The organism is Hymenobacter antarcticus (assembly GCF_039539545.1).
In the GTDB taxonomy this organism is placed as follows: Bacteria; Bacteroidota; Bacteroidia; order Cytophagales; family Hymenobacteraceae; genus Hymenobacter; species Hymenobacter antarcticus.
Map to the genome: position 1 here is coordinate 13,054 of NZ_BAABDI010000003.1, position 24,056 is coordinate 37,109.

The 24,056-nt window shown below is 60.3% G+C and carries 24 protein-coding genes and 1 tRNA gene; 12 read left to right on the plus strand and 13 right to left on the minus strand.

Features of this window, described 5'->3' with window-relative positions; genetic code table 11:
- The first annotated feature begins 70 nt into the window (after positions 1-70).
- Positions 71-152 (plus strand) — tRNA-Leu (locus tag ABD819_RS03400).
- A 198-nt stretch (positions 153-350) separates the two neighbouring features.
- Here ABD819_RS03400 and ABD819_RS03405 read toward each other — a convergent pair.
- The 5 genes from ABD819_RS03405 to ABD819_RS03425 form a co-directional block, all read right to left on the minus strand.
- Positions 351-1,934 (minus strand): NFACT RNA binding domain-containing protein, encoded by a 1,584-nt coding sequence (locus ABD819_RS03405; protein WP_345121000.1) that lies wholly within the window; start codon positions 1,932-1,934, stop codon positions 351-353.
- Positions 1,935-1,943: 9 nt separating this feature from the next.
- A complete protein-coding gene (locus ABD819_RS03410) occupies positions 1,944-2,303 on the minus strand; it encodes a cupin domain-containing protein (protein ID WP_345121002.1) in 360 nt (119 codons plus the stop codon).
- Between the two features lie 155 nt (positions 2,304-2,458).
- Positions 2,459-3,226 carry an MBL fold metallo-hydrolase gene (locus ABD819_RS03415; RefSeq protein ID WP_345121004.1) on the minus strand — a complete coding sequence of 256 codons (768 nt, stop codon included), beginning with the start codon at positions 3,224-3,226 and terminating at the stop codon, positions 2,459-2,461.
- Between the two features lie 115 nt (positions 3,227-3,341).
- Positions 3,342-3,728 carry a response regulator gene (locus ABD819_RS03420; RefSeq protein WP_345121006.1) on the minus strand — a complete coding sequence of 129 codons (387 nt, stop codon included), beginning with the start codon at positions 3,726-3,728 and terminating at the stop codon, positions 3,342-3,344.
- A 56-nt stretch (positions 3,729-3,784) separates the two neighbouring features.
- Entirely contained in the window at positions 3,785-7,489 is a 3,705-nt protein-coding gene (locus ABD819_RS03425; protein ID WP_345121008.1) for a PAS domain S-box protein, read from the minus strand.
- Between the two features lie 125 nt (positions 7,490-7,614).
- Between ABD819_RS03425 and ABD819_RS03430 the strand changes: the two genes are divergently transcribed.
- From ABD819_RS03430 to miaA, 3 genes are all read left to right on the plus strand, one after another.
- The gene (locus ABD819_RS03430; protein ID WP_345121011.1) at positions 7,615-8,781 is read left to right on the plus strand and encodes a glycosyltransferase; all 1,167 of its coding nucleotides are present in this window, start codon (positions 7,615-7,617) and stop codon (positions 8,779-8,781) included.
- Between the two features lie 158 nt (positions 8,782-8,939).
- Positions 8,940-10,616, plus strand: a complete 1,677-nt coding sequence (locus tag ABD819_RS03435) for an amidase (protein WP_345121013.1) — start codon at positions 8,940-8,942, stop codon at positions 10,614-10,616.
- A gap of 172 nt (positions 10,617-10,788) precedes the next feature.
- A complete protein-coding gene (gene miaA, locus ABD819_RS03440; protein ID WP_345121015.1) occupies positions 10,789-11,700 on the plus strand; it encodes a tRNA (adenosine(37)-N6)-dimethylallyltransferase MiaA in 912 nt (303 codons plus the stop codon).
- Between the two features lie 111 nt (positions 11,701-11,811).
- On the opposite strand, the gene pfkA is transcribed toward miaA, so the two are convergent.
- Complete coding sequence (pfkA, locus tag ABD819_RS03445; RefSeq protein ID WP_345121017.1) at positions 11,812-12,783, minus strand: 6-phosphofructokinase; 972 nt, start codon at positions 12,781-12,783, stop codon at positions 11,812-11,814.
- Positions 12,784-13,137: 354 nt separating this feature from the next.
- Here pfkA and ABD819_RS03450 point away from each other — a divergent pair, with 354 nt between their 5' ends.
- Positions 13,138-13,599 (plus strand): tellurite resistance TerB family protein, encoded by a 462-nt coding sequence (locus tag ABD819_RS03450; RefSeq protein ID WP_345121019.1) that lies wholly within the window; start codon positions 13,138-13,140, stop codon positions 13,597-13,599.
- Between the two features lie 109 nt (positions 13,600-13,708).
- Here ABD819_RS03450 and ABD819_RS03455 read toward each other — a convergent pair whose 3' ends face one another.
- From ABD819_RS03455 to ABD819_RS03470, 4 genes are all read right to left on the minus strand, one after another.
- On the minus strand, positions 13,709-14,902 hold the full coding sequence (locus tag ABD819_RS03455; RefSeq protein WP_345121399.1) for an aspartate aminotransferase family protein: 1,194 nt from the start codon (positions 14,900-14,902) through the stop codon (positions 13,709-13,711).
- 247 nt (positions 14,903-15,149) lie between these two features.
- Positions 15,150-15,626 carry a hypothetical protein gene (locus tag ABD819_RS03460; RefSeq protein WP_345121021.1) on the minus strand — a complete coding sequence of 159 codons (477 nt, stop codon included), beginning with the start codon at positions 15,624-15,626 and terminating at the stop codon, positions 15,150-15,152.
- 33 nt (positions 15,627-15,659) lie between these two features.
- A complete protein-coding gene (locus tag ABD819_RS03465; protein WP_345121023.1) occupies positions 15,660-16,127 on the minus strand; it encodes a hypothetical protein in 468 nt (155 codons plus the stop codon).
- Positions 16,128-16,192: 65 nt separating this feature from the next.
- Entirely contained in the window at positions 16,193-16,741 is a 549-nt protein-coding gene (locus ABD819_RS03470) for an RNA polymerase sigma factor (RefSeq protein WP_345121025.1), read from the minus strand.
- Positions 16,742-16,956: 215 nt separating this feature from the next.
- Between ABD819_RS03470 and ABD819_RS03475 the strand changes: the two genes are divergently transcribed.
- The 7 genes from ABD819_RS03475 (at position 16,957) to ABD819_RS03505 (ending at position 20,777) form a co-directional block, all read left to right on the plus strand.
- Positions 16,957-17,304, plus strand: a complete 348-nt coding sequence (locus tag ABD819_RS03475; protein ID WP_345121027.1) for a DoxX family protein — start codon at positions 16,957-16,959, stop codon at positions 17,302-17,304.
- Positions 17,304-17,645 (plus strand): DoxX family protein, encoded by a 342-nt coding sequence (locus ABD819_RS03480; RefSeq protein WP_345121030.1) that lies wholly within the window; start codon positions 17,304-17,306, stop codon positions 17,643-17,645. The genes ABD819_RS03475 and ABD819_RS03480 overlap by 1 nt, the downstream gene beginning before the upstream one ends.
- A 78-nt stretch (positions 17,646-17,723) precedes the next feature.
- Complete coding sequence (gene ssb / locus ABD819_RS03485) at positions 17,724-18,083, plus strand: single-stranded DNA-binding protein (RefSeq protein WP_345121032.1); 360 nt, start codon at positions 17,724-17,726, stop codon at positions 18,081-18,083.
- Complete coding sequence (locus ABD819_RS03490) at positions 18,080-19,165, plus strand: tyrosine-type recombinase/integrase (protein ID WP_345121034.1); 1,086 nt, start codon at positions 18,080-18,082, stop codon at positions 19,163-19,165. Before ssb ends, ABD819_RS03490 begins: the two co-directional genes overlap by 4 nt.
- A 137-nt stretch (positions 19,166-19,302) precedes the next feature.
- Positions 19,303-19,980 (plus strand): hypothetical protein, encoded by a 678-nt coding sequence (locus tag ABD819_RS03495; RefSeq protein ID WP_345121036.1) that lies wholly within the window; start codon positions 19,303-19,305, stop codon positions 19,978-19,980.
- 182 nt (positions 19,981-20,162) lie between these two features.
- Complete coding sequence (locus ABD819_RS03500) at positions 20,163-20,609, plus strand: DUF6934 family protein (protein WP_345121038.1); 447 nt, start codon at positions 20,163-20,165, stop codon at positions 20,607-20,609.
- 9 nt (positions 20,610-20,618) lie between these two features.
- Complete coding sequence (locus ABD819_RS03505; RefSeq protein ID WP_345121040.1) at positions 20,619-20,777, plus strand: hypothetical protein; 159 nt, start codon at positions 20,619-20,621, stop codon at positions 20,775-20,777.
- Between the two features lie 198 nt (positions 20,778-20,975).
- On the opposite strand, the gene ABD819_RS03510 is transcribed toward ABD819_RS03505, so the two are convergent.
- The 3 genes from ABD819_RS03510 to ABD819_RS03520 form a co-directional block, all read right to left on the minus strand.
- Positions 20,976-21,932 carry a transketolase family protein gene (locus ABD819_RS03510; protein WP_345121042.1) on the minus strand — a complete coding sequence of 319 codons (957 nt, stop codon included), beginning with the start codon at positions 21,930-21,932 and terminating at the stop codon, positions 20,976-20,978.
- Positions 21,933-22,044: 112 nt separating this feature from the next.
- Positions 22,045-22,407: an endonuclease domain-containing protein gene (locus ABD819_RS03515; RefSeq protein WP_345121044.1), complete on the minus strand. Its 363-nt coding sequence runs from the start codon at positions 22,405-22,407 to the stop codon at positions 22,045-22,047.
- A gap of 107 nt (positions 22,408-22,514) precedes the next feature.
- On the minus strand, positions 22,515-23,873 hold the full coding sequence (locus ABD819_RS03520) for a vWA domain-containing protein (protein ID WP_345121046.1): 1,359 nt from the start codon (positions 23,871-23,873) through the stop codon (positions 22,515-22,517).
- Between the last annotated feature and the right edge of the window lie 183 nt (positions 23,874-24,056).

Sequence of the window (24,056 nt, forward strand, 5' to 3'; positions counted from 1 at the left end):
TCTTTGCACCCGCTTCGGTACCTCAACGAAGCCGGTTTCGGCCGAAATACCTGGTGCAATTACCCAATTCGCGCACGTGGTGAAACTGGTAGACACGCCATCTTGAGGGGGTGGTGCCTTCGGGTGTGGGAGTTCGAATCTCCCCGCGCGCACGTGAATCGAGAAGCCCGTTCCAAGTACTTGGAACGGGCTTTTTTGCGATAATCCCGGAATGCCCGGAACGTGTACCGCGAAATTTCATTTCGCCACGCGTGCGGTGCGTAAGGCCGTTTTCCCTATCCTTACGACCAAACTTCGCTGCGCTCGTAGCGAAATGAAATTTCGCGGTACACGTTCTGTTCGTATACGTTCTATTCCCGCTCGAAGGGGTTGCCGGGTTTCACCAGCACCACCCGCTCGCGCTCTACTACTACCTGGCCGGGCAAGGCTCCCTTGGGCTTGCGCACGAATTTTTTGGGCGTGACCGTGACCGGGCACAGCGTGTCGTGCTGGCGGCGCGAGTACCAGCCGGCCAGCTGCGCGGCGTGCTCCACCACGGGCTCGGGCACGGGCTGCCCGGCCCGGTGCCGGATGACGACGTGCGAGCCGGTCACGTCCTTGGCGTGCAGCCAGAGGTCGTCTTTGTGGGCGTATTTCTGGGTCAGCAGGTCGTTGTTCGCCGCGTTGCGGCCCACCAGGATGGTGAAGCCCCGGTCCTCAAATACCTTGAAGGGAAGTTCCGTGGCGGCTTTACTGGCGGCGGGCGTGGGGTCGAGGCCGTGCTGCTTGCGCCAGGTGCGCAAGGCCCGCAGCTCGGCCAGCGCGGGCTGGGTATCCATTTCTTCGAGGCGCTCGAGGGCAGTAAAAGCTTCGGTTTCGCGGCGGGCGATGCGCTCGCTGAGCTGGCGCTCTTCAATTTGCTGGTTTTTGCCCTTGCGATAGAGGTTTTCGGCGGTGAGCTGGGGCTTTTCGGTACGCTTGAGCTTTATGAGCCGCGCGGCACCCGTATAGAAATCCAGGACTTCAATCTGCGTGGCTCCGGCCGGAATATCGTGCAGGTTGGCCATGATGAGGTCGGCGGTATGGCGGTATCCCGCCTCGTGGGCCAGGGCGTGGAGGCGCTGGCGGGCGTGGGCGGCGGCGGTGCCGGCTTCGGCGGCGCGGCGCTCCAGGAGCTGGCGCAGCTGCCTGGTTTCCATCTCCAAGGCGCGGCGGCCCAGGGCCATGGGCACGAAGCGGCGCAGGGCCGCAATGGGGTCGTCGCCGCCGAAGGTTTCGAGCACGTCGCCGAGCGGCAGCAGGCTGAGGCGGGTGCGGCCGTCGAGCTGAATGAGGTAGTAGTGGGCCGGCTTTTCCAGCTGAGCCAGCACCTGGTTCACCAAGCGGGTTTTGGTTTCGGGCGGGGCCGGGTCGTAGCCGTGCAGGCGCAGGTAGCGCAGGGGCAGGTCGGCAAGCGGCGGCGGGACCACGACTTTAGCGGACTTTTCGGATTGGTCGGATTTTGTGGTCGGCGCGGGCGGCGCTGGTTGCGGGCGTAACTCCGCATCGGCCAGCAGCTTTTGCTGGAAGAGCTGAGCCGGACCTTCGGGCGACGAGCGGAAAATGGCGTTGGGACGCGGGCCGTAGAGCTTGAACACCAGCCGCGCCCCGCTGCGGAAATTCACTTGCAGCACCCGGTCCTGAGGCCAGGCCACCACGGTTTCGACCTGTTCGCCCAGCAGGTTGGGGAAAAGGTCGACGGAATTGGCACGGGCCCGTTGGAAGGTTTCGGGCAGGGCCAGGGCCGGGAAATTTGCCCCCAGCTGGGCTTTCAGCCAGAATTCGGTGGTACCGTTGATGAGGCCGATAACCAGCTCATCCTTTTCCTGCGTGAAGCACACGGCCACGCGGTAGCCCCGCAGCCGCTCGGTGAGCGCGGGGGCCAGCTGGCGCAGAAAATAGTAGTTGGTATGCAAAGGAAACGCCTAAATCCGGGGAAGATAGTGCCGGGTGAGGGCATGCTCCACGGTGCCGGTGTGGCGCGTAACCTGGGGCTCAACGAGCATAATCCAGGTTTCCTCGCTGGAATACGGTCGGTGCTCTACGCCCCGGGGCACCACCAACATTTCGCCGGGGTTAATGATAGCCGTATGGTCGCGGAACTCAATGTGCAGCTGGCCCCGAACCACTACAAAAAGCTCGTCTTCAGCCTCATGGCTATGCCAAATAAATTCCCCCTGCACTTTGGCCAGCTTCACGTGCTGGTCGTTCAAATCGGCCACCACGTGCGGGTGCCAATGGTCGGAGAACTGCCCAAATTTTTGGTCGAGGTTGATAACGTTCATAGAAAAAAGATGAAGCAGAAGCGAACGGGAGATTTTTCAAACAAAACCGTGTGCGGCCACAAAGCAGTTCCGGCTGATGAATGACTTGATAAAAGCGTTAGAGACCATCGTGCGGCCGATGGCTGAGATGCCGACATCCGGCTCGTCTCCAAGGCTCAAACCTCCACCTTCAGCCCGTCATACGCCAGGCGAATCCACTCCGGCAGCTCGGCTTCTACTTCGGCGTGGCGGCCCAGCTGGTGGCTGATGTGCGTGAGGTAGGCGCGCTTGGGCGAGGCTTCTTCGAGCACGGCCACGGCCTGGGCCAGCGTGAAATGCGAGATGTGCTCCTCGCGGCGCAGGGCGTTGAGTACGATGACGTCGGCATCGCGGAGCTGGGCGCGGGTTTCGGGCCCGATGTGGTTGGCATCGGTGAGGTAGCAGAAGCCGCCGATGCGGAAGCCCAGCACCGGCAGGCGGTGGTGCATGGCCCGCAGCGGCTGTACGGCCAGCCCCTGCACGTCAAATGGCACGTCGTCGCGCTCGATGGGGTGCAGCACCACGCGGGGCACGCCGGGGTACTTGTGCTCGGCAAAGATGTAGGCAAACTCCTGTTGCAGCTGTTGCAGCACCCGCGGCTCGCCATACACCGGCATATCCTGCTGCTGCCGGAAGTTGAAGGCCCGGATATCGTCGAGGCCGGCGGTGTGGTCCTTGTGCTCGTGGGTGAAGAGCAGGCCATCGAGGTGGGTGACGCGGGCCCGCAGCATCTGCTGCCGGAAATCGGGCCCGGAGTCAATCACGAGGCTGCGGCCGCCTACGGCCACGTGCACCGACACCCGCAGCCGGTGGTCGCGGTGGTCGAGCGAGCGGCACACCACGCAGGTGCAGCCTATCATCGGCACCCCGGAGGAAGTGCCCGTGCCTAAGAACGTTACGGTCACTGCGTTTGAATTAAAAATTAAGAATTAAAAATTAAGAGTTACCGCAAAGCCGAACGTGCAACCATATGCGGCGACGCGACATTTTTAATTCTTAATTTTTAATTCTTAATTCAATTTAACCTACGTACTGCTTCACTACGCGCACCAGCGCATCGAAATCGAGGGGCTTGGGCAGGTAGTCGCTCACGCCGGCTTCGCGGAACTGGTCCATCGAGTAGTTGTTGGCGTTGCCGGTGATGGCGATGATGGGGAGCGTGTTGATTTTGGGGTCGGCGTGGGCGCGGATTTCGCGGGTGCACTGCATGCCATCCTTCACCGGAATGTTGATGTCCATGAGCACGCAGTCGACGGCGTTGCTTTCCAGCTGCTTCAGCACTTCGCCCCCGTTTTTGGCCAGCACAATCTTGTACTTCTGCAGTTCCAGAATTTTGCGGGTGAGGTTAAGGATTACCGAGCTGTCCTCAGCAATGAGAATGGTTTTGGGTTGGGGGTCGGCGGACATGAGCGTAGGGTTAGGTGTTGGGTTCATAGGGTAGATTAGGGAGAAAGCAGCCGGTTTTACACGGGCGGGAAAGTAATGGCTCGCTCAACTGCGCCGGGGTACTCGGCAACGAACTGTGCAAAGTAATGTTCCAGAAGTTGAAAACCAGCTGCACCCGCTTCCACCCGTCCTTCTTTGAACTGATGCTCGAGGCGGCGCGCCTGGGCGGCCAGGGCCACGCCGCCCAGCGTAGCGGCCGTGCCCTTGAGCTGGTGCAGCATGGGCAGCAGCTCGCGGAAATTATCGGCGGCGGCCACGGGTGCGGCATCGCGCAGCAAATCGCCGGCTTCCTGCTCAAATTCCTGGTAGAGGTCGGAGGTGAATTCGGGGCCACCCAGCTCGATGAGCTGAAGCAAAATGGCATCGTCGAGGATGGGCTCATCGTTTTCGGGTTTTACCACGGGGGCGGCAACGGCTGACGGGGCCGCGGCCACTACCGGGCCGGCAACAGCCTCGGGCGCCGCTACCAGCGTAGCAGACGTATCAGTATCGGCCTTATCACCAGTTGGCAGCTGGGCCGGGCGGGCCGCCCGGGGGCGCAGCCAGCGGTGCAGCACTTCGTAGAGGTGGCGGCTTTTCACGGGCTTGCCCACGTAGTCGTCGAGGCCCTGGCGCATGAAGCGGCCGGCATCTTCCTGCATGGAGTAGGCCGTCATGGCCACCACGGGCGGGCAGGCGGCCCCCAGCAGCCGGCGGATTTCGGCCGTGGCGGCCACGCCATCCATGTCCGGCATCTGAATGTCCATGAAGATGATGTTGTAATTCGCGTTGGGGGCCGTGGCCAGGGCAATGGCTTCGGGGCCGCCGCTGGCCACGTGCACTTCGCAACCCAGCTTGGAGAGCAGGCGCTGGCCCACTTTCTGGTTGATGGCGTTATCGTCGACGAGCAGCACGCGGGGTATGGCATCGAAGGGCTGGAACACGGGCTCGCGCACCGGGGCCACGGCGGGCCGGTCTTCGGGCCGGGCCTCGCGGGCGCTGATGGTGAACCAGAACACCGAGCCCTCGCCTTCGTCGGAGAGCACCCCGATTTCGCCGCCCAGCAGCTCGGCCAGCTGCCGGCTGATGCTCAGGCCCAGGCCCGTGCCGCCGTAGGCCTTGCTGGGCGTAGTGTCGAGCTGGGTGAAATTGGTGAAAAGCAGGCTGGCGTTGTCGCTCGAAATACCAATGCCCGAGTCCTGCACGGCAAAGCGCAGGGTGTGCAGCTCGCCATCGGTGCTCACGCTGCTTACCACGATGCCCACCGTGCCCTCGTTGGTGAACTTGATGGCGTTGGCCACCAGGTTGCTCAGAATTTGGAGCAGCCGCACCTCGTCGGTCATGACGTGGGTGGGCGTGTGCGGGGTGATGTGGTAGGTGAAGCGGATATTTTTCTGCTCGGCCCGGTAGATAAACAGGGCCCGGATGCGCTCCATCACGGCCTGTAGCTCCAGCGCGCTTTCGTGCACCTGGAGCTTGCCGGCCTGCATCTTCGACAGGTCCAGAATGTCGTTGAGAATGGTGAGCAGGGCGTCGGAGCTTTTGCGCAGCGTGTCCACGTAGTCGAGCTGCTCGTCGGTTTCCACGGTCTGGTCGAGCAGGTCAATCATGCCGATGATGCCGTTCATGGGCGTGCGCAGCTCGTGGCTCATGTTGGCCAGAAACTGGGTTTTGGCTTCCAGGGCGGCTTCGGCGGCGTCTTTGGCCTGGCGCAGGTCGTCCTGCATCTGCCGGATTTCGGTCACGTCGCGGGCAATGCCCTCGGTGCCCACTTCGCCCACTTTCACTACCCGGGCATTCACGAGCACGCTCACGGGGTAGCCGTCCTTGTGCCACATCCGGGTTTCGAAGTTGCGCAGCACGCCGGTGCGCGCGGCCTCGGTATCGGCGCGGGGCAGGTCGTCGGCGCTCACGAAGTAGCTGGCCACGGTCTTGCCAATTACGTCTTCGGGCTCGTAGCCCAGCACCTCGCGCACCGACGGGCTGACGATGGTCAGCAGGCCTTCGTTGTCGGTGCGGTAATAGATATCCTGGAACGACTCGAAAATGGAGCGGAACTTCTCCTCCTGGGCTTCCAGGGCCAGCTGGGCCCGCTTCTGCTCCGTTATATCGTGGGCGATGGCCGAAATTTCCTCGAAGGAGCCATCGCCCAGGTAAATCGGGTTAAGGTAAATATCAGTCCACACATCATAGCCGCGGGCATCGCGCAGGCGCATCTCGAAGCGTTGGGCCTGGCCCTTGGCGGCCGCATCGTAGTGCTGCACAAAGATGTCGCGCTCGGCCTCGGGCATGCGGGCCAGGTCGGCTTCCCACAGGTCGAGGCCGCGCACCGGGTAGGTGCCGTTGCGCCGCAGGAACAGGGCCGCGTAGTTGCGGTTGAAGTTCATGAGGTGGGCGCGGGTATCCACGGTCCACATCACGTGCGAGCCACTTTCGAAGATGGCGTTCAGGCGGGCGGTCTGCTTGCCAATCTGCTCCTCGTTGCGCTTGCGCTCGATGGCCAGCGCCACCTGGTTCGAGATGAAGTGCAGCACGTCGAGGTCGCCGGGCGTGTAGGCATCGGCGCGGGCGTAGTCCTGCACGGCCAGCACGCCGATAATGCGGTCGCCGATGCTCAGCGGCGAGGCCAGCATGACTTCGGGCACCAACCCGTAGGCGTTGATGGTACCGTTGCGGATGAGCTGCTGAAAATCGGCGTGGGTGAGGTAGCGCGGCTGCCCGCCGGCGATGATGTACTCCGACACCCCCGACGAAAACGGCCGCGCCGCCTGCGGCCGGTGCTGGGGGTGCTGGTCGACGTGGTAGGCAAACTGCAGCTCGGTGCGGGCGTCATCACAGAGCGCGATAAACAGGTTGCTGGTTTCGATAATCTTGCTCAGCTCGCGGTGAATGGCCCCGTAGAGGCTGGGCAAGTCTTTGGCTGAAATGGCCAGGTTGGCAATACTGTAGTAGACTTTTTGCAGGCGCTCGGCCTTGATGCGGTCCGTGATGTCGTGCAGAATGGCCCGGCTGCTCACCGGCTGGCCCTCCTCGCGCACTACGCTCATGCTGCCAATGAGGTGGACCGGCTTGCCCAGGCTGGTCAGAAACACGGTTTCGACCTTGTTCACCGGCTCGCCGTCGTACAGATTGCGCAGCTGATAGAGCAGCTTGGCCTTGTAGTACGGGTGCACCACGTCGGCCAAGGTGCGGGTAGCCAGCTCGGCATCGGTGTAGCCCAGCTTTTCTTTCCAGGCCTTGTTCACGAACAGAAAGCCGTTGTCGGCGCGCAGGTGCTGCACCAGGTCCTGGGCATTGTCGAGGAAGTCCTGCAGGTGGGTGCTGTCGTCGGCCAGCGCGGGGGTAGCCAGGGCCCGGTCCTCGGGCTCCTGCCCCACCAGCCAGGCACCAGTGATGGCCCCGGCGGCATCGTGCGTGAAGCCGGTGCGCCACTGCACCGGGCGCGGATGGCCCAGGTGCGTGAGCACGGGCCGCTCGTAGCTGGCCACCAGGGTTTCGCGGGCAATGGCATCGAGGAATTGCTGGCGCTGGGCCGCCCGCTCGGCGGGCGCGGTGAAAATATCGTAAGCAAACTGCCCCAGCACCTGCTCACGGGCATAACCGGCAAAGCCCAGGAAGGTATCGTTCACCTCCACGATGGCCCCGTTCGCATCGAGCAACAAATAGAACTGCCCCAGCTGGTCGAGCAGCGTGGCGGGCAGCGGCGTAATAGGGGCAGGAATAGCAACCGAAGATGAAGCCATAAGTAAATACGCGTACGCCCTGGTAATATTTCCGGCTAAGATAGTCCGCAACGCGGTAGGCTACAGCGTAAATTTGACCAAAATATAACTAACGCGGCTCGGTTCCGGTCCGTTCTCCCGTCCCCTTGCCGCCTTCCCCCGCGCCGCTGCTGCTCTTCGCCGTTACCACCGACCTGTGCTACGACCAGCGGATGCAGCGCATTTGCGGCAGCCTGGCCGCCGCCGGTTACCGCGTGCGGCTGGTGGGGTGGCAGCGGCCGGCCTCGCCCCCGCTCACGCCCCAGCCCTACGCCCAGCACCGCCTGCGCGGCTGGTTTCAGCACGGCAAGCTGTTTTACCTGGAGTACAACCTGCGGCTGTTTTTCTACCTGCTGGGCCAGCGCGCCGCCGCCTGGTGCGCCTGTGACCTCGACACCGCCCTGCCCGTGTGGCTGCGGGCCCGCCTGGGCGGCCAGCCCTTCGTGTACGATGCCCACGAGCTATTCACGGAAGTGCCCGAAGTGGTGGCCCGGCCCGCCGTGCAGCGCGTGTGGCGCTGGGTCGAGGGCTTCATCGTGCCCCGCGCCCGGCTGGCCTACACCGTGGGCCCGGCCCTGGCGCGGGTGTTTGAGCAGCGCTACGGCCGGCCCTTCGCGGTAGTGCGCAACGTGAGCCGCCTGCAGGCCGATGCGCCGCTGCCGGCCGCCGCGGTTTCGTCCGGCGGCTACATTCTCTACCAGGGCGCGCTGAACGTGGGCCGGGGCCTGGAAAACCTGCTCGATGCCATGCCGCAGGTGGCGGGCCGGCTGGTGATTTGCGGCGAGGGCGACCTCTCGGCGGCCCTGCGCGAGCGGGCCGCGCGGCTGGGCCTACTGGCCTCGGGGTCCGACCCGGTAGGGCAGGTCGAATTTCGGGGTTTTGTGCTGCCCGAGGCCTTGCGGGACGTCACGCACCATGCCGCCGTGGGCATCATGCTGCTCGAAAACATTGGCTTGAGCTACTACTATTCGCTGGCCAATAAATTCTTCGATTACGTGCACGCCGGCATCCCGCAGGTGCTCATCGACTTTCCCGAGTACCGCGCCCTCAACGACCAGTTCGATGTAGCGGAGCTGGTGCCCGACCTCAGCCCCGCAACGCTGGCCGCCGCCCTCAACCGCCTGCTGCGCGACGAGCCCGCCCGCTACCAGCACTTGGCCGCCAACTGCCGCCGCGCCGCCCCCCAGCTCAGCTGGCAGCACGAGGAACAGGTGCTGCTGAAGCTATTTGAAACCCTGGTACCCGGTGGCCCAACCGTACCCCTGCCACACTAGCTTTACGCTTTGCTACAGCGGTTTCCAAGTCCATGTACAGAGTTAAAAGTTGAGAGTTAAAAGTCAGACGTATTGTGTTTTAACTTTTAACTCTCGACTTTTAACTGTTTTCAAAAATGTACATGGACTCGGAAACTGCTCTAACCGCTTCGATTTTGATGAAAAGACTACTCCCCGCGCTGCTTCTGGGCGGCGCTTGTTTTGCCGGCGGGGCCTTCGTGGCCCGGCCCACGGCTCCCGATGAAATTACGGTTCCCATGCTGCGCACGGCCCAGCAGCTGTTTGGGCTGAGTTTCACGGATGCGCAGCTGGACTCCACGCGGCGCAACCTCGCCGGCTACCGCGACAGCTACGAGGCGCTGCGCAAAATTGACCTTTCGAATAGCGTGGCCCCGGCCGTGGTGTTCGACCCGCGCCCGCTACGCCTGCGCCAAACCACTCTTTCCGGGGCCAGCAGCGCCGGCAAACTAGCTCCGCTGCCGGGCCGAGTGAAGCTGCCGGCCAACCGCGACGACCTGGCCTTTTACACCGTACGGCAGTTGGGCGAGCTGCTGCGCACCAGGCAGCTTTCCTCCGAGGAGCTGACGCAGTTCTGCCTGGCCCGGCTCAGGAAACACGACCCGAAGCTGCACTGCGTCATCACCCTCACCGAGGACCTGGCCCTGCAACAGGCCCGCCAGGCCGACCAGGAAATTCGCGCCGGCAAGTACCGCGGCCCGCTGCACGGCATTCCCTACGGCGCAAAGGACTTGTTCAGCGCCAAGGGCTACAAAACCACTTGGGGCTCGGTGCCCTACAAAGACCAAACCCTGAACGAAGACGCGGCCGTGGTGGAGCGCCTGCGCGAGGCCGGGGCCGTGCTGGTGGCCAAGCTCACGCTGGGCGAATTGGCGCAGGGCGACGTGTGGTTCGGCGAAAAAACCCGCACGCCCTGGGACGTCACCAAAGGCTCCAGCGGCTCGTCGGCGGGGTCGGCCTCGGCGGTGGCGGCCGGGCTGGTGCCCTTTGCCATTGGCACCGAAACGCTGGGCTCCATTGTCAGCCCGAGCACGGCCTGCGGCGTCACGGGCCTGCGCCCCACCTACGGCCGCGTGAGCCGCGCCGGGGCCATGGCCCTGAGCTGGACCATGGACAAAGCCGGCCCCCTGGCCCGCACCGCCGAAGATTGCGCCCTGGTGCTGGCCGCCCTCACCGCCGCCGGCCCCGACGCCCGCGACCCGGCCACGCTGCAGGCCCCCAAGATGTTCAGCTACGCCTTTGGCACCAACCTCGCCAAGCTGCGCGTGGGTTTCGTGAAAGCGGCGTTCGACCAGAAATACCCCACCCAGGCCAACGACCTGGCCAGCCTTGAGGTGCTGCGCAAGCTGGGCGTGGAGCTGGTGCCGATAGAGCTGCCGGCCATTGCACCCGGCGCGCTGCGCTTCGTGCTCACGGCCGAGGGCGCGGCGGCTTTCGACGACCTGACCCGCTCCGGGCGCGATAAAGAAATGGTGCTGCAAAACCGCTCGGCCTGGCCCAATACCTTCCGGTCCTCGCGCTTTATTCCGGCCGTGGAATACCTGCAGGCCCAGCGCGTGCGTAGCCTGCTCATCGAGCAAATGGATGAGAAGCTGAAAGGCCTCGATGCCTACATCGCCCCGTCCTTCAGCCCCAACCTCACGCTCACCAACCTCACCGGTCACCCGGCTATTGCCCTGCCCAACGGCTTCACGGCCGCCGGCCTGCCCACCACCATCACCTTCATGGGCCAGCTCTACGAAGAAGGCAAACTCCTGGCCCTGGCCAAAGCCTACCAGGACGCCACGGAGTTCGATGAAAAACACCCGGTTTTGTAATGTAAATTTTTAGTTGAGAACGGTGTAAAAAAGAACGTCATGCTGAGCCTGTCGAAGCATCTCTACCGCGAAGAGTAAATGATATTACTTGCGCGGTAGAGATGCTTCGACAAGCTCAGCATGACGTTCTCCTTTATTTCTGTTCCTCCTTAACCATCAAATCGCAGCACCTTTGCTTCCTCCTCACATCCTCGCCCAGCTGGCCCCCACGGCCGCCGACCCGCGCCCGGTGCTGCTCACCATTGCCGGCCCCACGGCCGTGGGCAAAACGGCCCTGTGCGTGCAGCTGGCCCAGCAGTTTGAAACGGAGATTGTCTCGGCCGACTCGCGGCAGTTTTTCCGGGAGCTGAGCATCGGCACGGCCAAGCCCACGCCCGCCGAAATGCAAGGCATCCCGCACCATTTCATTGACAGCCACAGCATCGCCGGGGACTACAGCGCCGGGCGCTTCGCCACCGATTGCCTCGCCGTGCTCACCGGGCTGTTTCAAAAGCACCCGCTGGTAATTCTCACCGGCGGCTCGGGCCTGTATGTGCAGGCCGTGACCGATGGCCTGGATGAGCTGCCCGGTGTGCCGCCCGAAGTCCGGGCCCAACTGCACGCCGAGCTGGCTACCCACGGCCTCCCCCACCTCGTGGCCGAGCTGGCCGAAACCGACCCCGTGGCCCACGCCCGCATCGACCAGCAAAACCCGCAGCGCGTGGTGCGCGCCCTGGAAATCACCCGCGCCACCGGCCGGCCGTTTTCCAGCTTCCACACCGCCGGCCCACCCGCCGAAAACCCGCTGTTTCGCAACGTGAAAGTAGCCCTCACCCGCGAGCGGGATGCGCTGTACCAGCGTATCAACCTGCGCGTGGAGCACATGCTGGCCGCTGGCTTACTTGATGAAGTGCGCGCCGTGCTGCCCTACCGCCACCATCATGCCCTGCAAACGGTGGGCTACCAGGAAATATTCGGCTACCTCGACGGCGAGTATGACTGGGCCGAAGCCGTGCGCCTGCTGCAGCGCAACACGCGGCGCTATGCCAAGCGCCAGCTCACCTGGCTGCGGCGCGATGCGGCCTATCAGTGGGTGAACGTGTAACGCGAAATTTCATTTCGCTACGAGCGTAGCGAAGTTCTGGCGTGAGGGCACACGCGGACGGCAATACTTCGCTGCGCTCGTGGCGAAATGAAATTTCGCGTTACACGTTCTTTACACGCTCAGGATTTCCACCATCCGCATGAAGCTCTGGTTGATGAGCTTCTTCTTGTTGATAGTATCCGTGAACGGCGTGTAAACCAGCTTTTTGTCTACGATGCCGGCCATGACGTTGCGCATGCCGTTCATGAGGCCTTCGACGGCGGCGATGCCGATTTGGGAGCCCAGCAGGCGGTCGGCAGCCGTGGGGGAGCCGCCGCGCTGGATGTGGCCGATGACCGTGACGCGGGTGTCGAGCTGCGGAATGGCTTCCTTCACGCGGGCGGCCACGTTGGTGGCGTTGCCCTCTTCCTCGCCTTCGGCTACGATAACGATAAACGAGGTTTTCGAGCGTTTCCAGCCCGTTTGCAGGGTATCGACTACGACATCAACGCTCATCTGCGTTTCGGGAATCATCACGATTTCGGCCCCGCCGCCGATGGCGCACGGGATGGCGATGTAGCCCGAGTCGCGGCCCATCACCTCCACGAAAAAGCAGCGGTCGTGCGAGTCGGCCGTGTCCCGGATTTTATCGATGCAGTCCAGCGCCGTGTTCACGGCCGTGTCGTAGCCGATGGTGTAGTCGGTACCGTAGAGGTCGTTGTCAATCGTGCCGGGCGCGCCCACGGTGGGAATGCCAAACTCCTCCTCAAAAATCATGGCCCCGGTGAACGTGCCGTTGCCCCCGATGGCCACCAGGCCTTCAATACCGTTGTTAACCAACTGGTCGAAGGCCTGCTGGCGGCCTTCCTTGGTCATGAATTTCTGGCTACGGGCCGACTTCAGAATCGTACCGCCCTTCTGCACCGTGTTCGACACCGAGGCCGAATCGAGCCGCACGAACTCGCCCTTAATCATGCCGCTGAAGCCGCGCATAATGCCGTACACCTCCAACCCGTGGTAGGTAGCGGTGCGCACCACGGCCCGAATGGCCGCGTTCATGCCGGGCGAATCGCCGCCGCTGGTAAAAACCCCTATTCTCTTCATCTTGCTATTTATAAAACCGGCGGATGCGCAAATGGCAGCCAAACCCCGCAAAGTTCGCGAAATGAATGCAAATTCTCACCCTCCCTTTCATATTACTCGTTTAGAGCGTTGAATGAGTATCTAAGGATACGGGCTTGGGCGTGCGGAAGCTGATGCTGCCGCGCTCCAATATCTCCATTGAGTGGCCGGCAGGCATTGTTACCAAGGCCAATGGGGCGTCTTTAGGTTGAGGTTATCTTTTTTTTACGTTTCGCGTATCTGGTAAGTAGCAACTAACTGTTTTACCTGTACCTTACCTCAGCATTTGGCCCACTGGCCGTTACCTTATTTTCCACCACTTAATTCCCACGTTATATGTTCGGTTTTTTCGAAAATGAGCAGGCCAAAAAAATTAAGGGCCACCTGCTAAACCTCGCCGCACTTGCCAAGGCCGATGGACACATCGACGAGCGGGAAATGAAGTTTATCATCTCCGTGGGCAAGAAAAACGGCATCAGCTCCTCAGAGGTACAGTCGCTGGTATCGGGCTCCAAAGGGGAAAGCACCGACCTGCCGACCAACGACTCGGAGCGGTTCGACCAGATTTTTGACCTAGTGGACATGATGCTGGCCGACGGCATCGTGGACGAGACGGAAATGGACTTTTGCATCATGATGGCCGAGAAGCTGGGCTTCCGCAAAGCCATCGTGGGCGTGCTGGTGCGCAAGATTTCGCAGGGCGTGAAGGACGGGCAACCCCGCGAGCGCATCAAGGAGGAAAGCAATTCCTTTCTGAATTACAACGAGTTGCCGCGCCCCTCGGTCAATATCAACTAGCTAATCTTACAGGGTTTGCCGGCCGTGGCCGCAACCGCATGGGCCCGTCGCAACTTCCTCATCCGAGGAAGTCCGACGGGCCTTTTGCGTGGCCGGCGATGGCCGTCGCCTACCGACCCGTGATGTGGGCAATGGCTCGCAGCAACGCCGCGCAGGCCTCGTCAATTTCCTCATCCTTAATAATGAGCGGCGGAGCCAGCCGCAGGGAGTTATCGCAAAACAGGAACCAGTCGGTGAGCACGCCTTCGTGGGCCAGGGCATGGTCGATGATGGGCTTGAGGACGGCAAAGGAGTCGAACTCCACCGCCATGAGCAGGCCGCAACCCCGCACGGCCCGAATGGCCGGGTGCCGCAGCTGCGCCCGGAACCGCGCCGCTTTCGCGGCCACGCCCTCGGCCAGCTTTTCATCCTGCATGACTTGCAGCGTGGCCAGGGCCGCCGCGCAGCTCACCGGGTGCCCGCCAAACGTGGTGCAGTGCCCCAGAATCGGGTTCGTTTTGAAGCCCGACATGATTTCGGTGCTGGAAATGAACGCCCCAATGGGCATGCCGCCGCCCATACCCTTGGCGCAGACCAGAATATCGGGCTCGATGCCGAACTGCTCGAACGCCCACATGGTGCCGGTGCGCCCGTAGCCGCACTGAATTTCGTCGAGGATGAGCAGGGCACCCACTTCCCGGCAGCGGCGGCGCAGGGCCGGCAGGTAGTACAGCGAGGGCACGCGCACGCCGGCCTCGCCCTGCACGGTTTCGATAACGACGGCCGCGGTGCGCTCGGTAATCAGGGCCAGGTCGGCAAAGTCATTGTGGCGGATGTGGCGCACGTCGGGCAGCAGCGGCCGGAAGCTGTTCTTGAAATCCTCGGAACCCGTGATGGAGAGCGCGCCGTGCGTGGAACCGTGGTAGGCGTTGAGGCAGGAAATGAGCTCGGTGCGGCCAGTGTGGCGCTTGGCCAGCTTCAATGCGCCTTCAATGGCCTCGGTGCCGGAGTTGGTAAAGAATACCGAATCGAGGTGGGCGGGCAGGGTTTGGTGGATGGCCTCGGCCAGCTGGGCGGGCACGGCCTGCACCAGCTCGCCATACACCATCAGGTGCAGGTATTTGTCGAGCTGGGCCTGAATGCCGGCCAGCACACGCGGGTGGCGGTGGCCCACGTTGCTCACGCCGATGCCCGAAATCAGGTCGAGGTAGCGGCGGCCGTCGGGGCCGTACATGTAGATGCCTTCGGCCCGCTCAATCTCCAGCAGCAGCGGAAAATCAGAGGTTTGGGCCTGGTGGCGGAGAAATAGTTGGCGGGGTGTCAGGACCACGGATTTATCGGATTTAAGCGGATTGCACGGATTTTGTAGTCGATTGTCCGGTTAATGGAATGGTAGTGGTGGCTTGGAATGGGGCATGGCTTTATTTTTTTTGGGGGGGGGGTGGTTTGGTGTTCTAATTCGTTCTTTCAACAAAGCCGGTTTCGTTTCGATTACCCCGCAAAAATAACGAGGCCGCTGCGGGGGCAGCGGCCTCGGAAAATATCGGCGCGGAATGGTGGATGCGGCGGCGCTAGTTGAGGCCGTCGCCCGGGCGGGCGGGCCGGTCGGCTACGCGCCTGATAACCTCCTTAGTGAAGTCGCGCTCGGCCTGGAATAGCTGGGCTACCTGGCGCAGGGAAATCACCTTTTGGAATTTGTCGAAGTACTCCTTTTCCAGGTTCAGCTCCTGCTGGCGCATGGTGAAGGCCTGGGTGAAATTCTCGCGGATTTGCTGGTCGGTCATGCCGTCGGCCACGTCGCGGCGCAGCAGGCGGCCGTTGCGATTGAACTCACGGCGACGGCCGGAAAATTCGTTGTAGAGCGGCCAGAACTTCTGGGCCTGGTCCTGGGTGAGGACCACGCGGTTGGTGATAAAGGCGATTTTGGCGTTTTCGAGCTGGCCCAGACGCTGGCCTTTGCGGCCCCCGCCAAACCCGCCCCCACCCTGCGCGTGGGCCGAAGAGGCCAACGTGAGGAGCAGCGCGGCCAGACTAAGTAATCGAAGCATAGATGAAAAAGCAGACATAATAGTTGACGGAAATTATAAATAAGTAAGGTCTTCGGAAGGCTGCGTATCGAGCACGTCATTCATTTCGTCTTCCGAGGCGTGCAAAAACCCTTTGGCAATGCTAGGGTGGGCAGCGGTGAGCACGGCCAGGTCAACGTTTTCGACGCGGGTACCGCTCGTGAGCAAATAGCCCACCAGCTCGGTACGGGGCACGGCATCGAGCGAGGCGACGCTGGCCGTGGCCGGTACCAATTGTGGCGTGCCACTCATGTAAAACGAAGCCGCGAAACCGCCCAGCACCGCTACCGAGGCCAGGCCCGTGCGCAGCGCCGGCGATAAAAAGCCGAGCCAGCCCCAGCCAGTGGCCGTGTCGCGGGCTTCGGCCTGGGGCAGCCGGGCCATTATCCGGGTAGGTAGCTTGTCGAAATAGCCAGCGGGCGGCTCGCTCAGCAGCGGGCGGGGCCGCCGAGGGTGCGCATCTAGCTTGAAGGAAGGTTTCATGGCAGTTGGATGAAGAAGAGGGAGCGGCGTTTAATTCCGCTAATAAAAAATTGTGTTGGGGTGGGCTAATGGTCGGTGTTGCGGGTCACGTAGTCTTCCACTTTTTTCACGGCGTGGTGGTAGCTGGCTTTCAACGCGCCCACGCTGGTGCCCGTTACCTCGGCCATTTGCTCGTAGGGCATCTCGTCGTAATAGCGCAGGTTGAAGACGAGGCGCTGCTTATCGGGCAGCCGCAGAATGGCTTTTTGCAGCTTCAGCTCGATTTCATCGCCGGCAATGGCGGGGTCGGCTTCGATTTTGGCGGCCAGCTCGGCCCCCACGTCGGTGAGCGGCAGCAGGAACTTGCGCCGCTTGCTGCTGAGAAAATTCAGGCACTCGTTGGTGGCGATGCGGTAAATCCAGGTGAAGAGCTGGGAATCCTGGCGGAAGTTTTCGAGGTGCTTCCAGACTTTAATGAACACGTCCTGGGTAAGGTCGTCGGCGTCGTCGTGGTCCACCACCATCTTGCGCACGTGCCAGTACACCTTGCTCTGGTACTTGCGCACAAGCTGATTGAACGCCAGGTTGCGGCTGGCGGGGTCCTGGAACCTGAGGAGTATTTCGTGGTCTTCCAAACGGCGAAAAGGTACGCCTGGGTGGCGAAAGCAGTGGTTGGAGGGCAAAGTAAGCCCCGCGTTTAACCGGGCCTGCTACAAAAGCTGCTATTCCCTGGCAAATAGTAATTTCGCCTATATTGTACGGCATGAAACCGGGCATGACAGAAATCAGCCAGCATCCTGCAGAAAACTACCCTACCGCCAAACGGCGGGAAATTTAACGCAACCGCCACATGAATACCTACGCTTCCGTTGCTCAAATAATCGTCGCCCTATCCGTCGGATTTGTATGGGTCTTTCGTTTCGACAACATTGTCCATGAATTTCGCCAGTATGAACTGAGCGATTTGACCCGCACGATGGTGGGGGCTACCAAAATAATACTGGCCACGCTGCTGGTCGCCGGCATCTGGTATCCGGCGTTGGTACTGATTCCCGCGCTGCTCATGGGCTTGCTGATGGCCGCCGCGCAATATTTTCATTTCAAGGTAAGCAACCCCTGGAGCAAACATCTGCCCTCTTTGTTTCTTCTGGTGCTGTGTGTTTTTATCGCGGCTGTGTCGCTCAAATTAATTTCCTAATGAGTTTATTTCTCGCCCTTGTTTTATTCTCCAGCCTGTCATTTTTAATTTACGGAATTGCCTATTTCAAATCGCCAAATATGAAAAGTGAGTTCAAGCGTTTCGGCTTGGAAAAACAGGGAATGTTGGTAGCTATTTTAGAAGTATTGGGTGCGATAGGACTACTGGTGGGCCTCGTCGCGAATCCCATTATGCTGATTTCGGCCGGCGGCCTGGCCCTGCTCATGCTGTTGGGCGTGGCCGTCCGCCTGAAAATCGGCGACAGCGTGTTGGTTTGTCTCCCGGCGTTTGCCTTCATGGTTTTGAACGCCTACATTTTTTACAAAGCACTGCCGCAGTAAGGAATTACGCCAAAGCGTACGCTACATTCGGGCGGCCTGGGCCGCTGGTACTCAGCGGCTGATGCTCCTCTCCCTCTTATGCGCGGCCTCAACAAAGTCACCCTCATCGGCAACCTCGGCAAAGACCCCGAAATCAACGTGCTGGACGGCAACGTGCCGGTGGCCAAGTTTTCGCTGGCCACCACCGAAACCTGGCGCGACAAAGCCGGCCAGCTCCAGAGCAGTACCGACTGGCACAGCGTGGTGCTCTGGCGCGGCCTGGCCGAGCTGGCCCAGGCCTACCTGCGCCGGGGCAGCCTGATATACCTCGAAGGCAAGCTCAAAACGCGGCACTACGACGATGCCGCCGGGGTGCGGCACTACGTGACGGAAATAATTGGCGAGCAGGTGCTGATGCTGGACAAGAAAACCGGCGAAGTGCCGCCCCCGACGCGATGAAAGCCGCCGTATCGCTGCACCTGACCGACGACCGCGCCGGGTTCCGGGTATTTTTTCCGTATTCCGATGCCGCCGTGCGGGCGGCCCTGCTGGCGGCCGGCGTGCGCTACGAGGCCGCCGCCCGCGGCTACCTGCTACCGGCCACGCCCGAAGCGGTGGCCCCCGTGCGGGCCGCCTGCCAGCAGCTGGGCGTGCCGCTGCACGTGCCGCTGGTGCCCGCGCTGGCCACCGCCCCGCCCCCGCCCACGCCGCACGAGCTGCTGCTGGGTCGCTACTGCCAGTTTATCGTGCTGAAGCGCTACAGCTCCCAAACGCTGAAAAGCTACCGGGGCGCCTTCCTACAGTTCCTCACGCACCACGCCCCCTGCCTGCCCCTGGAACTGGACAAGCAGGCGGTGCTCGACTACCTGGCCGGGCGCGTGGCAGCCGGCATCTCCGAAGCCTACCAGAATACCCTCATCAACGCCATCAAGTTCTATTATGAGCAGGTGGAGGGCCAGCCGCGCCAGTACTATGAGGTGCCCCGCCCCAAGCGGCCGCAAACCAACCCCAAAGTGCTGGCCAAAGAGGAAGTGCGCGAGCTGCTGCACGGTACCGATAACCTGAAACACCGCGCCATGCTCATGCTGGCCTACGGCCTGGGCCTGCGCCTGGGCGAGGTGCTGGCCCTCACGCCCGCCGACATCGACAGCAAGCGCATGGCCTTGTATGTGCGGGGCGGCAAAGGCAAGAAAGACCGGGACTTACCTCTGCCCGACAGCCTGTTGCAGCTGCTCCGGGCACAGTTCCGGCAGTTTCGGCCCGTCACGTTTCTCTTCGAAGGCCAGCGGCCCGGGGAGCCCTATGGCGAACGCAGCCTGCAGCTGGTGGTGAAGCAGGCCGCCGAACGAATCGGCATCCGCCGCCCCATCACCCTGCACATGCTCCGCCATTCGTATGCCACCCACCTGCTTGAAATGGGCACCAGTATTCGCATCATCCAGGATTTACTGGGCCACAGCAGCATCAAAACCACCGAAATCTATACCCATGTTGCACAACACGCCCGTCCCGCCTCGCCCCTGGATTCGTTGGGGCTGTAAAACCAAACCTTCGGGAAGCAGCCTGATTTGGCCTGCTTCCCGTAGGTTTGTTGCGGGTAAAGCGCCGGTTCCCGAAATTGGCTGGCGTACCGGGTTTCGGGAACCCGAATGTTATGCCCAATTTTAAGACGACAGAAATGAACGAGAAAATATTTTACACATCTGACGAACTTCTTGAAATTTTTAAGGAGCAACATAGACTTTGCAGTCCACTCGACCCAATCGCAGACGAGACATTTATTTTGACTCGAGAGACAAAAATATGGGAGTTACGTGACGCTCAAGACTTGATACCGTGGGACGAGTATGCGGAATTTTTAAATCAAGAATTTAGAATTGACGTTCCAATAAAGAAATGGAAAACAATTTTCAATCCAGACGACAAACAAACACTTGGCGACCTTTGTGACTTCCTGTCGACCGTTGCTGAAAAGGAAATAATCAAACCAGTTAAAAGACTTGGTGCAGAATGTTTATCGGCAGCAATATTTTTAACGTTAAAGCGAAATCTGAAAAGCAAAGGCGTTGATGTTACCGACTTAAGACCTTCAACGAAAATTGAAGAATTTCTAGAAATAAACAAAAACTTCTCTCCATTAATGGAAGAAGTAACTTTGACAGGCATCAAGACATTTGATAAACTTGAATATGGAAAATTAGAAACAGAAAGAAGATTTAAATATTGGGTTGACAAAATATTTCCCAATTGGGTTTACAGACGACCTATTCATGCGGGGGACATTCAGACATTTCGTGACTTGGTAGAGAAAATAATGGACAATGAAAAACTGGGCATAACAGCACATTTGCAATAGCGGGGCATTCGTGTTTCAAAGACAGTTTTGTGGGTAAATAATCTTTAGTATTTCAAATCAGCATTTGTGGTGAAAACCCCGCCATCGCAAATCTGCAAACCGTTGGCGGTGATTTAGAATACCACAATGTGAAAGGCATTTAACGGCTAGACAGTTACCTTTGTCGCAACCGGACAGCAGCTATGCACGTTGACAAATACCAACTCAAATCAGAAGAAGAACTTACCCGCTTTGAATTCATCAGCGAGGGGCCAAAGGGAGCTATTCGCAAGCTTATTGAGTTTCAAAACACTACCGTGCCTGAAGTTTATAATCTCGCATTTGGTGATAAGCACTTTGTGACGGGAGCCATCGATGACCTTACCGTTTCGGACAATGGCGATACCAAGAAGGTTTTAGCAACTGTTGTCGCTGCCGTCTATGCTTTTTTGGAAAGCCATTCGACTGCTTTTGTATATGCACAAGGCAGTACTAAAGCCAGAACCAGGTTTTACCGGATGGGCATTAACCGATTTTACGAAGGCATGCAACGGGACTTTTACCTCTATGGTCGCATCGGCGATGATTTTGTGGACTTTGAACCAGGAACAGCATACGAAGGGTTCTTAGCGCAGCGCAAAACTGTTTAACTTACCAATATGAAAACGGCACTGAATCTGACAGACAAATGGCCCTTTGTGACTATTGACCCGGCTTTGAGCGAGTATCGGGACAAAATTCTATTCCCTGAAAAACTGAAACAGGCGAACCAAGTACTAAAAACCGCTAAGTTTCCACCCAATAAAAATCGCCGCTAACATCAGCTTTGCGCAAGCAGAGCTGAAGAACATGGGCTGAACAGCAGATTATCAATTCGTATGTGGTGCAAGCCTCGGCTACTGGAATTCCTTATTCCCCGCCTTCGCAAAGCCGCAAACCGTTAGCGGAATCTTCAGCACCAAAAAGCCCCCGCAGCTGCTACAGTTGCGGGGGCTTTTTGGTGCTATTAGTATCGGTTACTTCCGGCGCTTCATCACCGCTTCCACGGCGGCCACGATGGCGGCGTCGGTGAGGCCGTATTTCTCCATGAGCTGGTCGGGGGTGGCGCTTTCGCCGAAGCTGTCGTTCACGGCCACCATTTCCAAGGGCAGGGGCTCTTCGCGGGCCAGCAGCTGGGCGATGCTGTCGCCGAGGCCGCCGTTCATCTGGTGCTCTTCGGCGGTGACCACGCAGCCGGTTTTGCGGGCCGAGGCGAGGATGGCCTGCGCGTCGAGCGGCTTGATGGTGTGGATGTTGATGATTTCGGCGTTGATGCCGCGTTCGGCCAGGAGCTTGCCGGCCAGCACGGCTTTCCACACAAGGTGGCCGGTGGCGAAGATGCTCACATCGGTGCCTTCGTTCAGCAGTACGGCCTCGCCGATGACGAAGTGTTGGTCGGCGGGCGTGAAGTTGGGCACCACGGGGCGACCGAAGCGCAGGTACACCGGGCCTTCGTGCTCGGCAATGGCGATGGTGGCGGCTTTGGTCTGGTTGTAGTCGCAGGGGTTGATGACGGTCATGCCGGGCAGCATTTTCATCATGCCCAGGTCTTCCAGAATCTGGTGGGTGGCCCCGTCTTCGCCCAGCGTGAGGCCGGCGTGCGAGGCGCAGATTTTCACATTCTTATCCGAGTAGGCAATGCTCTGGCGAATCTGGTCGTACACCCGGCCGGTGCTGAAGTTGGCAAACGTACCCGTGAAGGGAATCTTGCCGCCAATGGTCATGCCGGCGGCTACGCCCATCATGTTCGCCTCGGCGATGCCGACCTGGAAAAACCGCTCGGGGAAGTCCTTTTTGAAGGCGTCCATCTTGAGCGAGCCGGTGAGGTCGGCGCAGAGGGCTACTACGTTGGGGTTGGTTTTGCCGAGCTCGTGCAGGCCGGCACCGAAGCCGCTGCGGGTGTCTTTAGATTCGGTGTAGGGGAAGTCTTTCATGGGGAATTGGGGAGGTTATGGCGGTCAAACTCCCCTCCTTACCAAGGAGGGGATGTTCGCGCTTCAGCGCGAACGGGGGTGGTTGTGGGCGTTGAACGAATCGGCAAGAACCTCAGCGCGCCCCAAAATTACTTTCAATCGAATGCAGCACACTGTCCAAAGCAGACCAAATCAACTTATTCTCAAATCGCACGACTCGAATACCAACGCTATTCAAGTAATCAGTTCGCTCTGCATCGTGCAAATTGCCAGAGGCGGTGAAATGGGCCGCGCCATCTAATTCAACCGCGAGCTTTTCCTGCGGGCAATAAAAATCGAGAATGAATTCGCCGATGCTGTGTTGGCGGCGGAATTTACGGCCGGCTAATTGGCCGCTTTTCAGTACGCTCCAGAGCTTGGCTTCGGCGGGGGTTAGGTTATTTCTGAGCGTGCGGCGTTCGTCTTTTTTATGGGGTAGGTTGTTGAGGGTGGTCATATTGCCGATTGTTCTGAATGCCGTTCAACGCCTACAACCACCCCAATTTTCGCTTTGCGAAAATGTCCCCTCCTTGGTAAGGAGGGGAGTTTTCGTTCCGCTTCATTTCATTTCCCAAAAATAGCCACCGAAGTAGTCTGCCCACTTCTGATGCTGAAATTACGCACGTCCGTAAACTTGCTACCGGTACTCGTCTTTGTCCGAAATACCAGCCGATATGCCCCCGGCTGCATGGGCAAATTCAGCTTGCTGCTGCCAGCATCCGGCAGAGAGTAAATCCAGGTCTGCGACTCATCATCATTCAGCTGATAAATACTGCCGTAGCCTTTCAAATCGGTGGTAATGTTGAGGGTGCCGGGGGCGGCGTAGGTCATAGCAATTTCCTGGCCCTGCTTGATGCTGATGCGGCGCACGGTACGCGGCAGGGTCAGGGCTTCGACTTCGTAGTTGCCGGCCAGCAGCTTTTGGCGGGTGCCGAAGGTGCCGGCCGTGACGGTAGTGCCGCTGGGGGTGCGGACTACGGCGCGCATGGTGCCGTAGGGGTTGGGCGTGAGCTGCGGGCTTTGCAGCCAGAGCGTGCCCTGGGGCGTTTTGTAGGTGAGGACGTTGGTGGTGCCGGGCCGGATGGGGATATTGGCCTGGCGCACGGGCGGCACGGTGTTTATCACCAAATCATAGCTCTGGAGGGCGTCGATGTCGAGTACGTCGGCCTTGCCCTGGTCGTCGCGGTAGTGGACGTAGTTGTACTCGGGCTGCTCGGTCACGTTGTTCACGAACGTCATGTTCACGTTGCTTTCCACGGGCTTGCCGGCGGCGTCGGTGAGGTTGACGGAAACGGTGGTTTTGCTCAGCGTTTTGGCGATGACGTCGTTCATCACCGTGCGGAAAGTGGCGATTTCCGCCGCGTTGTAGTACTGGCCCAGACATTCGAGCTGCTTGCCGAAATCCCGCTCGGCCCCGATGCCGATGACGAACGGCTTCAGGAATACGTGCTTGCGCTGCAAGGCGATAGAGGCCGCGCAAGGGTCGCGGTTGCACGATTCGAGACCGTCGGTGATTAGCAGCAGCACGTTGCGCGACGACTTATCGGTGGGGAAGTCGTTGGCCGATTGCAGCAGCGAGTACGTGATGGGCGTGTTGCCCTGGGCTTTGAGCTCGGTCAGTTTTTTCTTGATAGCGGCCGCGTTGCGGGGCGCGAAGGGCACTTCGAGGCGCGAGTCTTCGCAGTTTTTCTCCGAGTTGGGGTACTGGTGGCCGTACACGCGCAGGGCCACCTCCAGGTTGGGGTAGGTGTTGAGCGAGTCGACCATCTTGCTGAGCATGCGCTTGGCCACGTTCCAGCGGGGCTGGCCTTCCCAGGGGGCCATCATCGAGCCCGAGGCATCGAGCAGGAAGAGAATGCGGGTGACTTTGGGGCGCTCGGGCAGAGCGTTTTGGGCATGGGTTTGGTAGGCGAAAAACAGCAATGCGGCCCATACGATTAACCTCACCCCCCAGCCCCCTCTCCCGCGGAGAGGGGGAGCCTGACGACAATTGGATGAAATCGTTCGGCTCCCCCTCTCCACGGGAGAGGGGGCCGGCCCCGCAGGGGTCTCGTGAGGTTGGCCGGGAAGGCAATACCGCATCAGCGAAATCACGGTTAATCAGCG

What these genes read in the sequence shown, in the direction of transcription:
- ABD819_RS03510 (WP_345121042.1), bottom strand. Translation starts at nt 21,932, where the DNA reads ATGAAAGACTTCCCCTACACCGAATCTAAAGACACCCGCAGCGGCTTC.
- ABD819_RS03420 (WP_345121006.1), bottom strand. Translation starts at nt 3,728, where the DNA reads ATGTCCGCCGACCCCCAACCCAAAACCATTCTCATTGCTGAGGACAGC.
- ABD819_RS03505 (WP_345121040.1), top strand. Translation starts at nt 20,619, where the DNA reads ATGAAAACGGCACTGAATCTGACAGACAAATGGCCCTTTGTGACTATT.
- ABD819_RS03425 (WP_345121008.1), bottom strand. Translation starts at nt 7,489, where the DNA reads ATGGCTTCATCTTCGGTTGCTATTCCTGCCCCTATTACGCCGCTGCCC.
- ABD819_RS03435 (WP_345121013.1), top strand. Translation starts at nt 8,940, where the DNA reads ATGAAAAGACTACTCCCCGCGCTGCTTCTGGGCGGCGCTTGTTTTGCC.
- ABD819_RS03465 (WP_345121023.1), bottom strand. Translation starts at nt 16,127, where the DNA reads ATGAAACCTTCCTTCAAGCTAGATGCGCACCCTCGGCGGCCCCGCCCG.
- ABD819_RS03500 (WP_345121038.1), top strand. Translation starts at nt 20,163, where the DNA reads ATGCACGTTGACAAATACCAACTCAAATCAGAAGAAGAACTTACCCGC.
- ABD819_RS03495 (WP_345121036.1), top strand. Translation starts at nt 19,303, where the DNA reads ATGAACGAGAAAATATTTTACACATCTGACGAACTTCTTGAAATTTTT.
- ABD819_RS03515 (WP_345121044.1), bottom strand. Translation starts at nt 22,407, where the DNA reads ATGACCACCCTCAACAACCTACCCCATAAAAAAGACGAACGCCGCACG.
- ABD819_RS03410 (WP_345121002.1), bottom strand. Translation starts at nt 2,303, where the DNA reads ATGAACGTTATCAACCTCGACCAAAAATTTGGGCAGTTCTCCGACCAT.
- ABD819_RS03460 (WP_345121021.1), bottom strand. Translation starts at nt 15,626, where the DNA reads ATGCTTCGATTACTTAGTCTGGCCGCGCTGCTCCTCACGTTGGCCTCT.
- ABD819_RS03490 (WP_345121034.1), top strand. Translation starts at nt 18,080, where the DNA reads ATGAAAGCCGCCGTATCGCTGCACCTGACCGACGACCGCGCCGGGTTC.
- pfkA (WP_345121017.1), bottom strand. Translation starts at nt 12,783, where the DNA reads ATGAAGAGAATAGGGGTTTTTACCAGCGGCGGCGATTCGCCCGGCATG.
- ABD819_RS03450 (WP_345121019.1), top strand. Translation starts at nt 13,138, where the DNA reads ATGTTCGGTTTTTTCGAAAATGAGCAGGCCAAAAAAATTAAGGGCCAC.
- ABD819_RS03475 (WP_345121027.1), top strand. Translation starts at nt 16,957, where the DNA reads ATGAATACCTACGCTTCCGTTGCTCAAATAATCGTCGCCCTATCCGTC.
- ssb (WP_345121032.1), top strand. Translation starts at nt 17,724, where the DNA reads ATGCGCGGCCTCAACAAAGTCACCCTCATCGGCAACCTCGGCAAAGAC.
- ABD819_RS03480 (WP_345121030.1), top strand. Translation starts at nt 17,304, where the DNA reads ATGAGTTTATTTCTCGCCCTTGTTTTATTCTCCAGCCTGTCATTTTTA.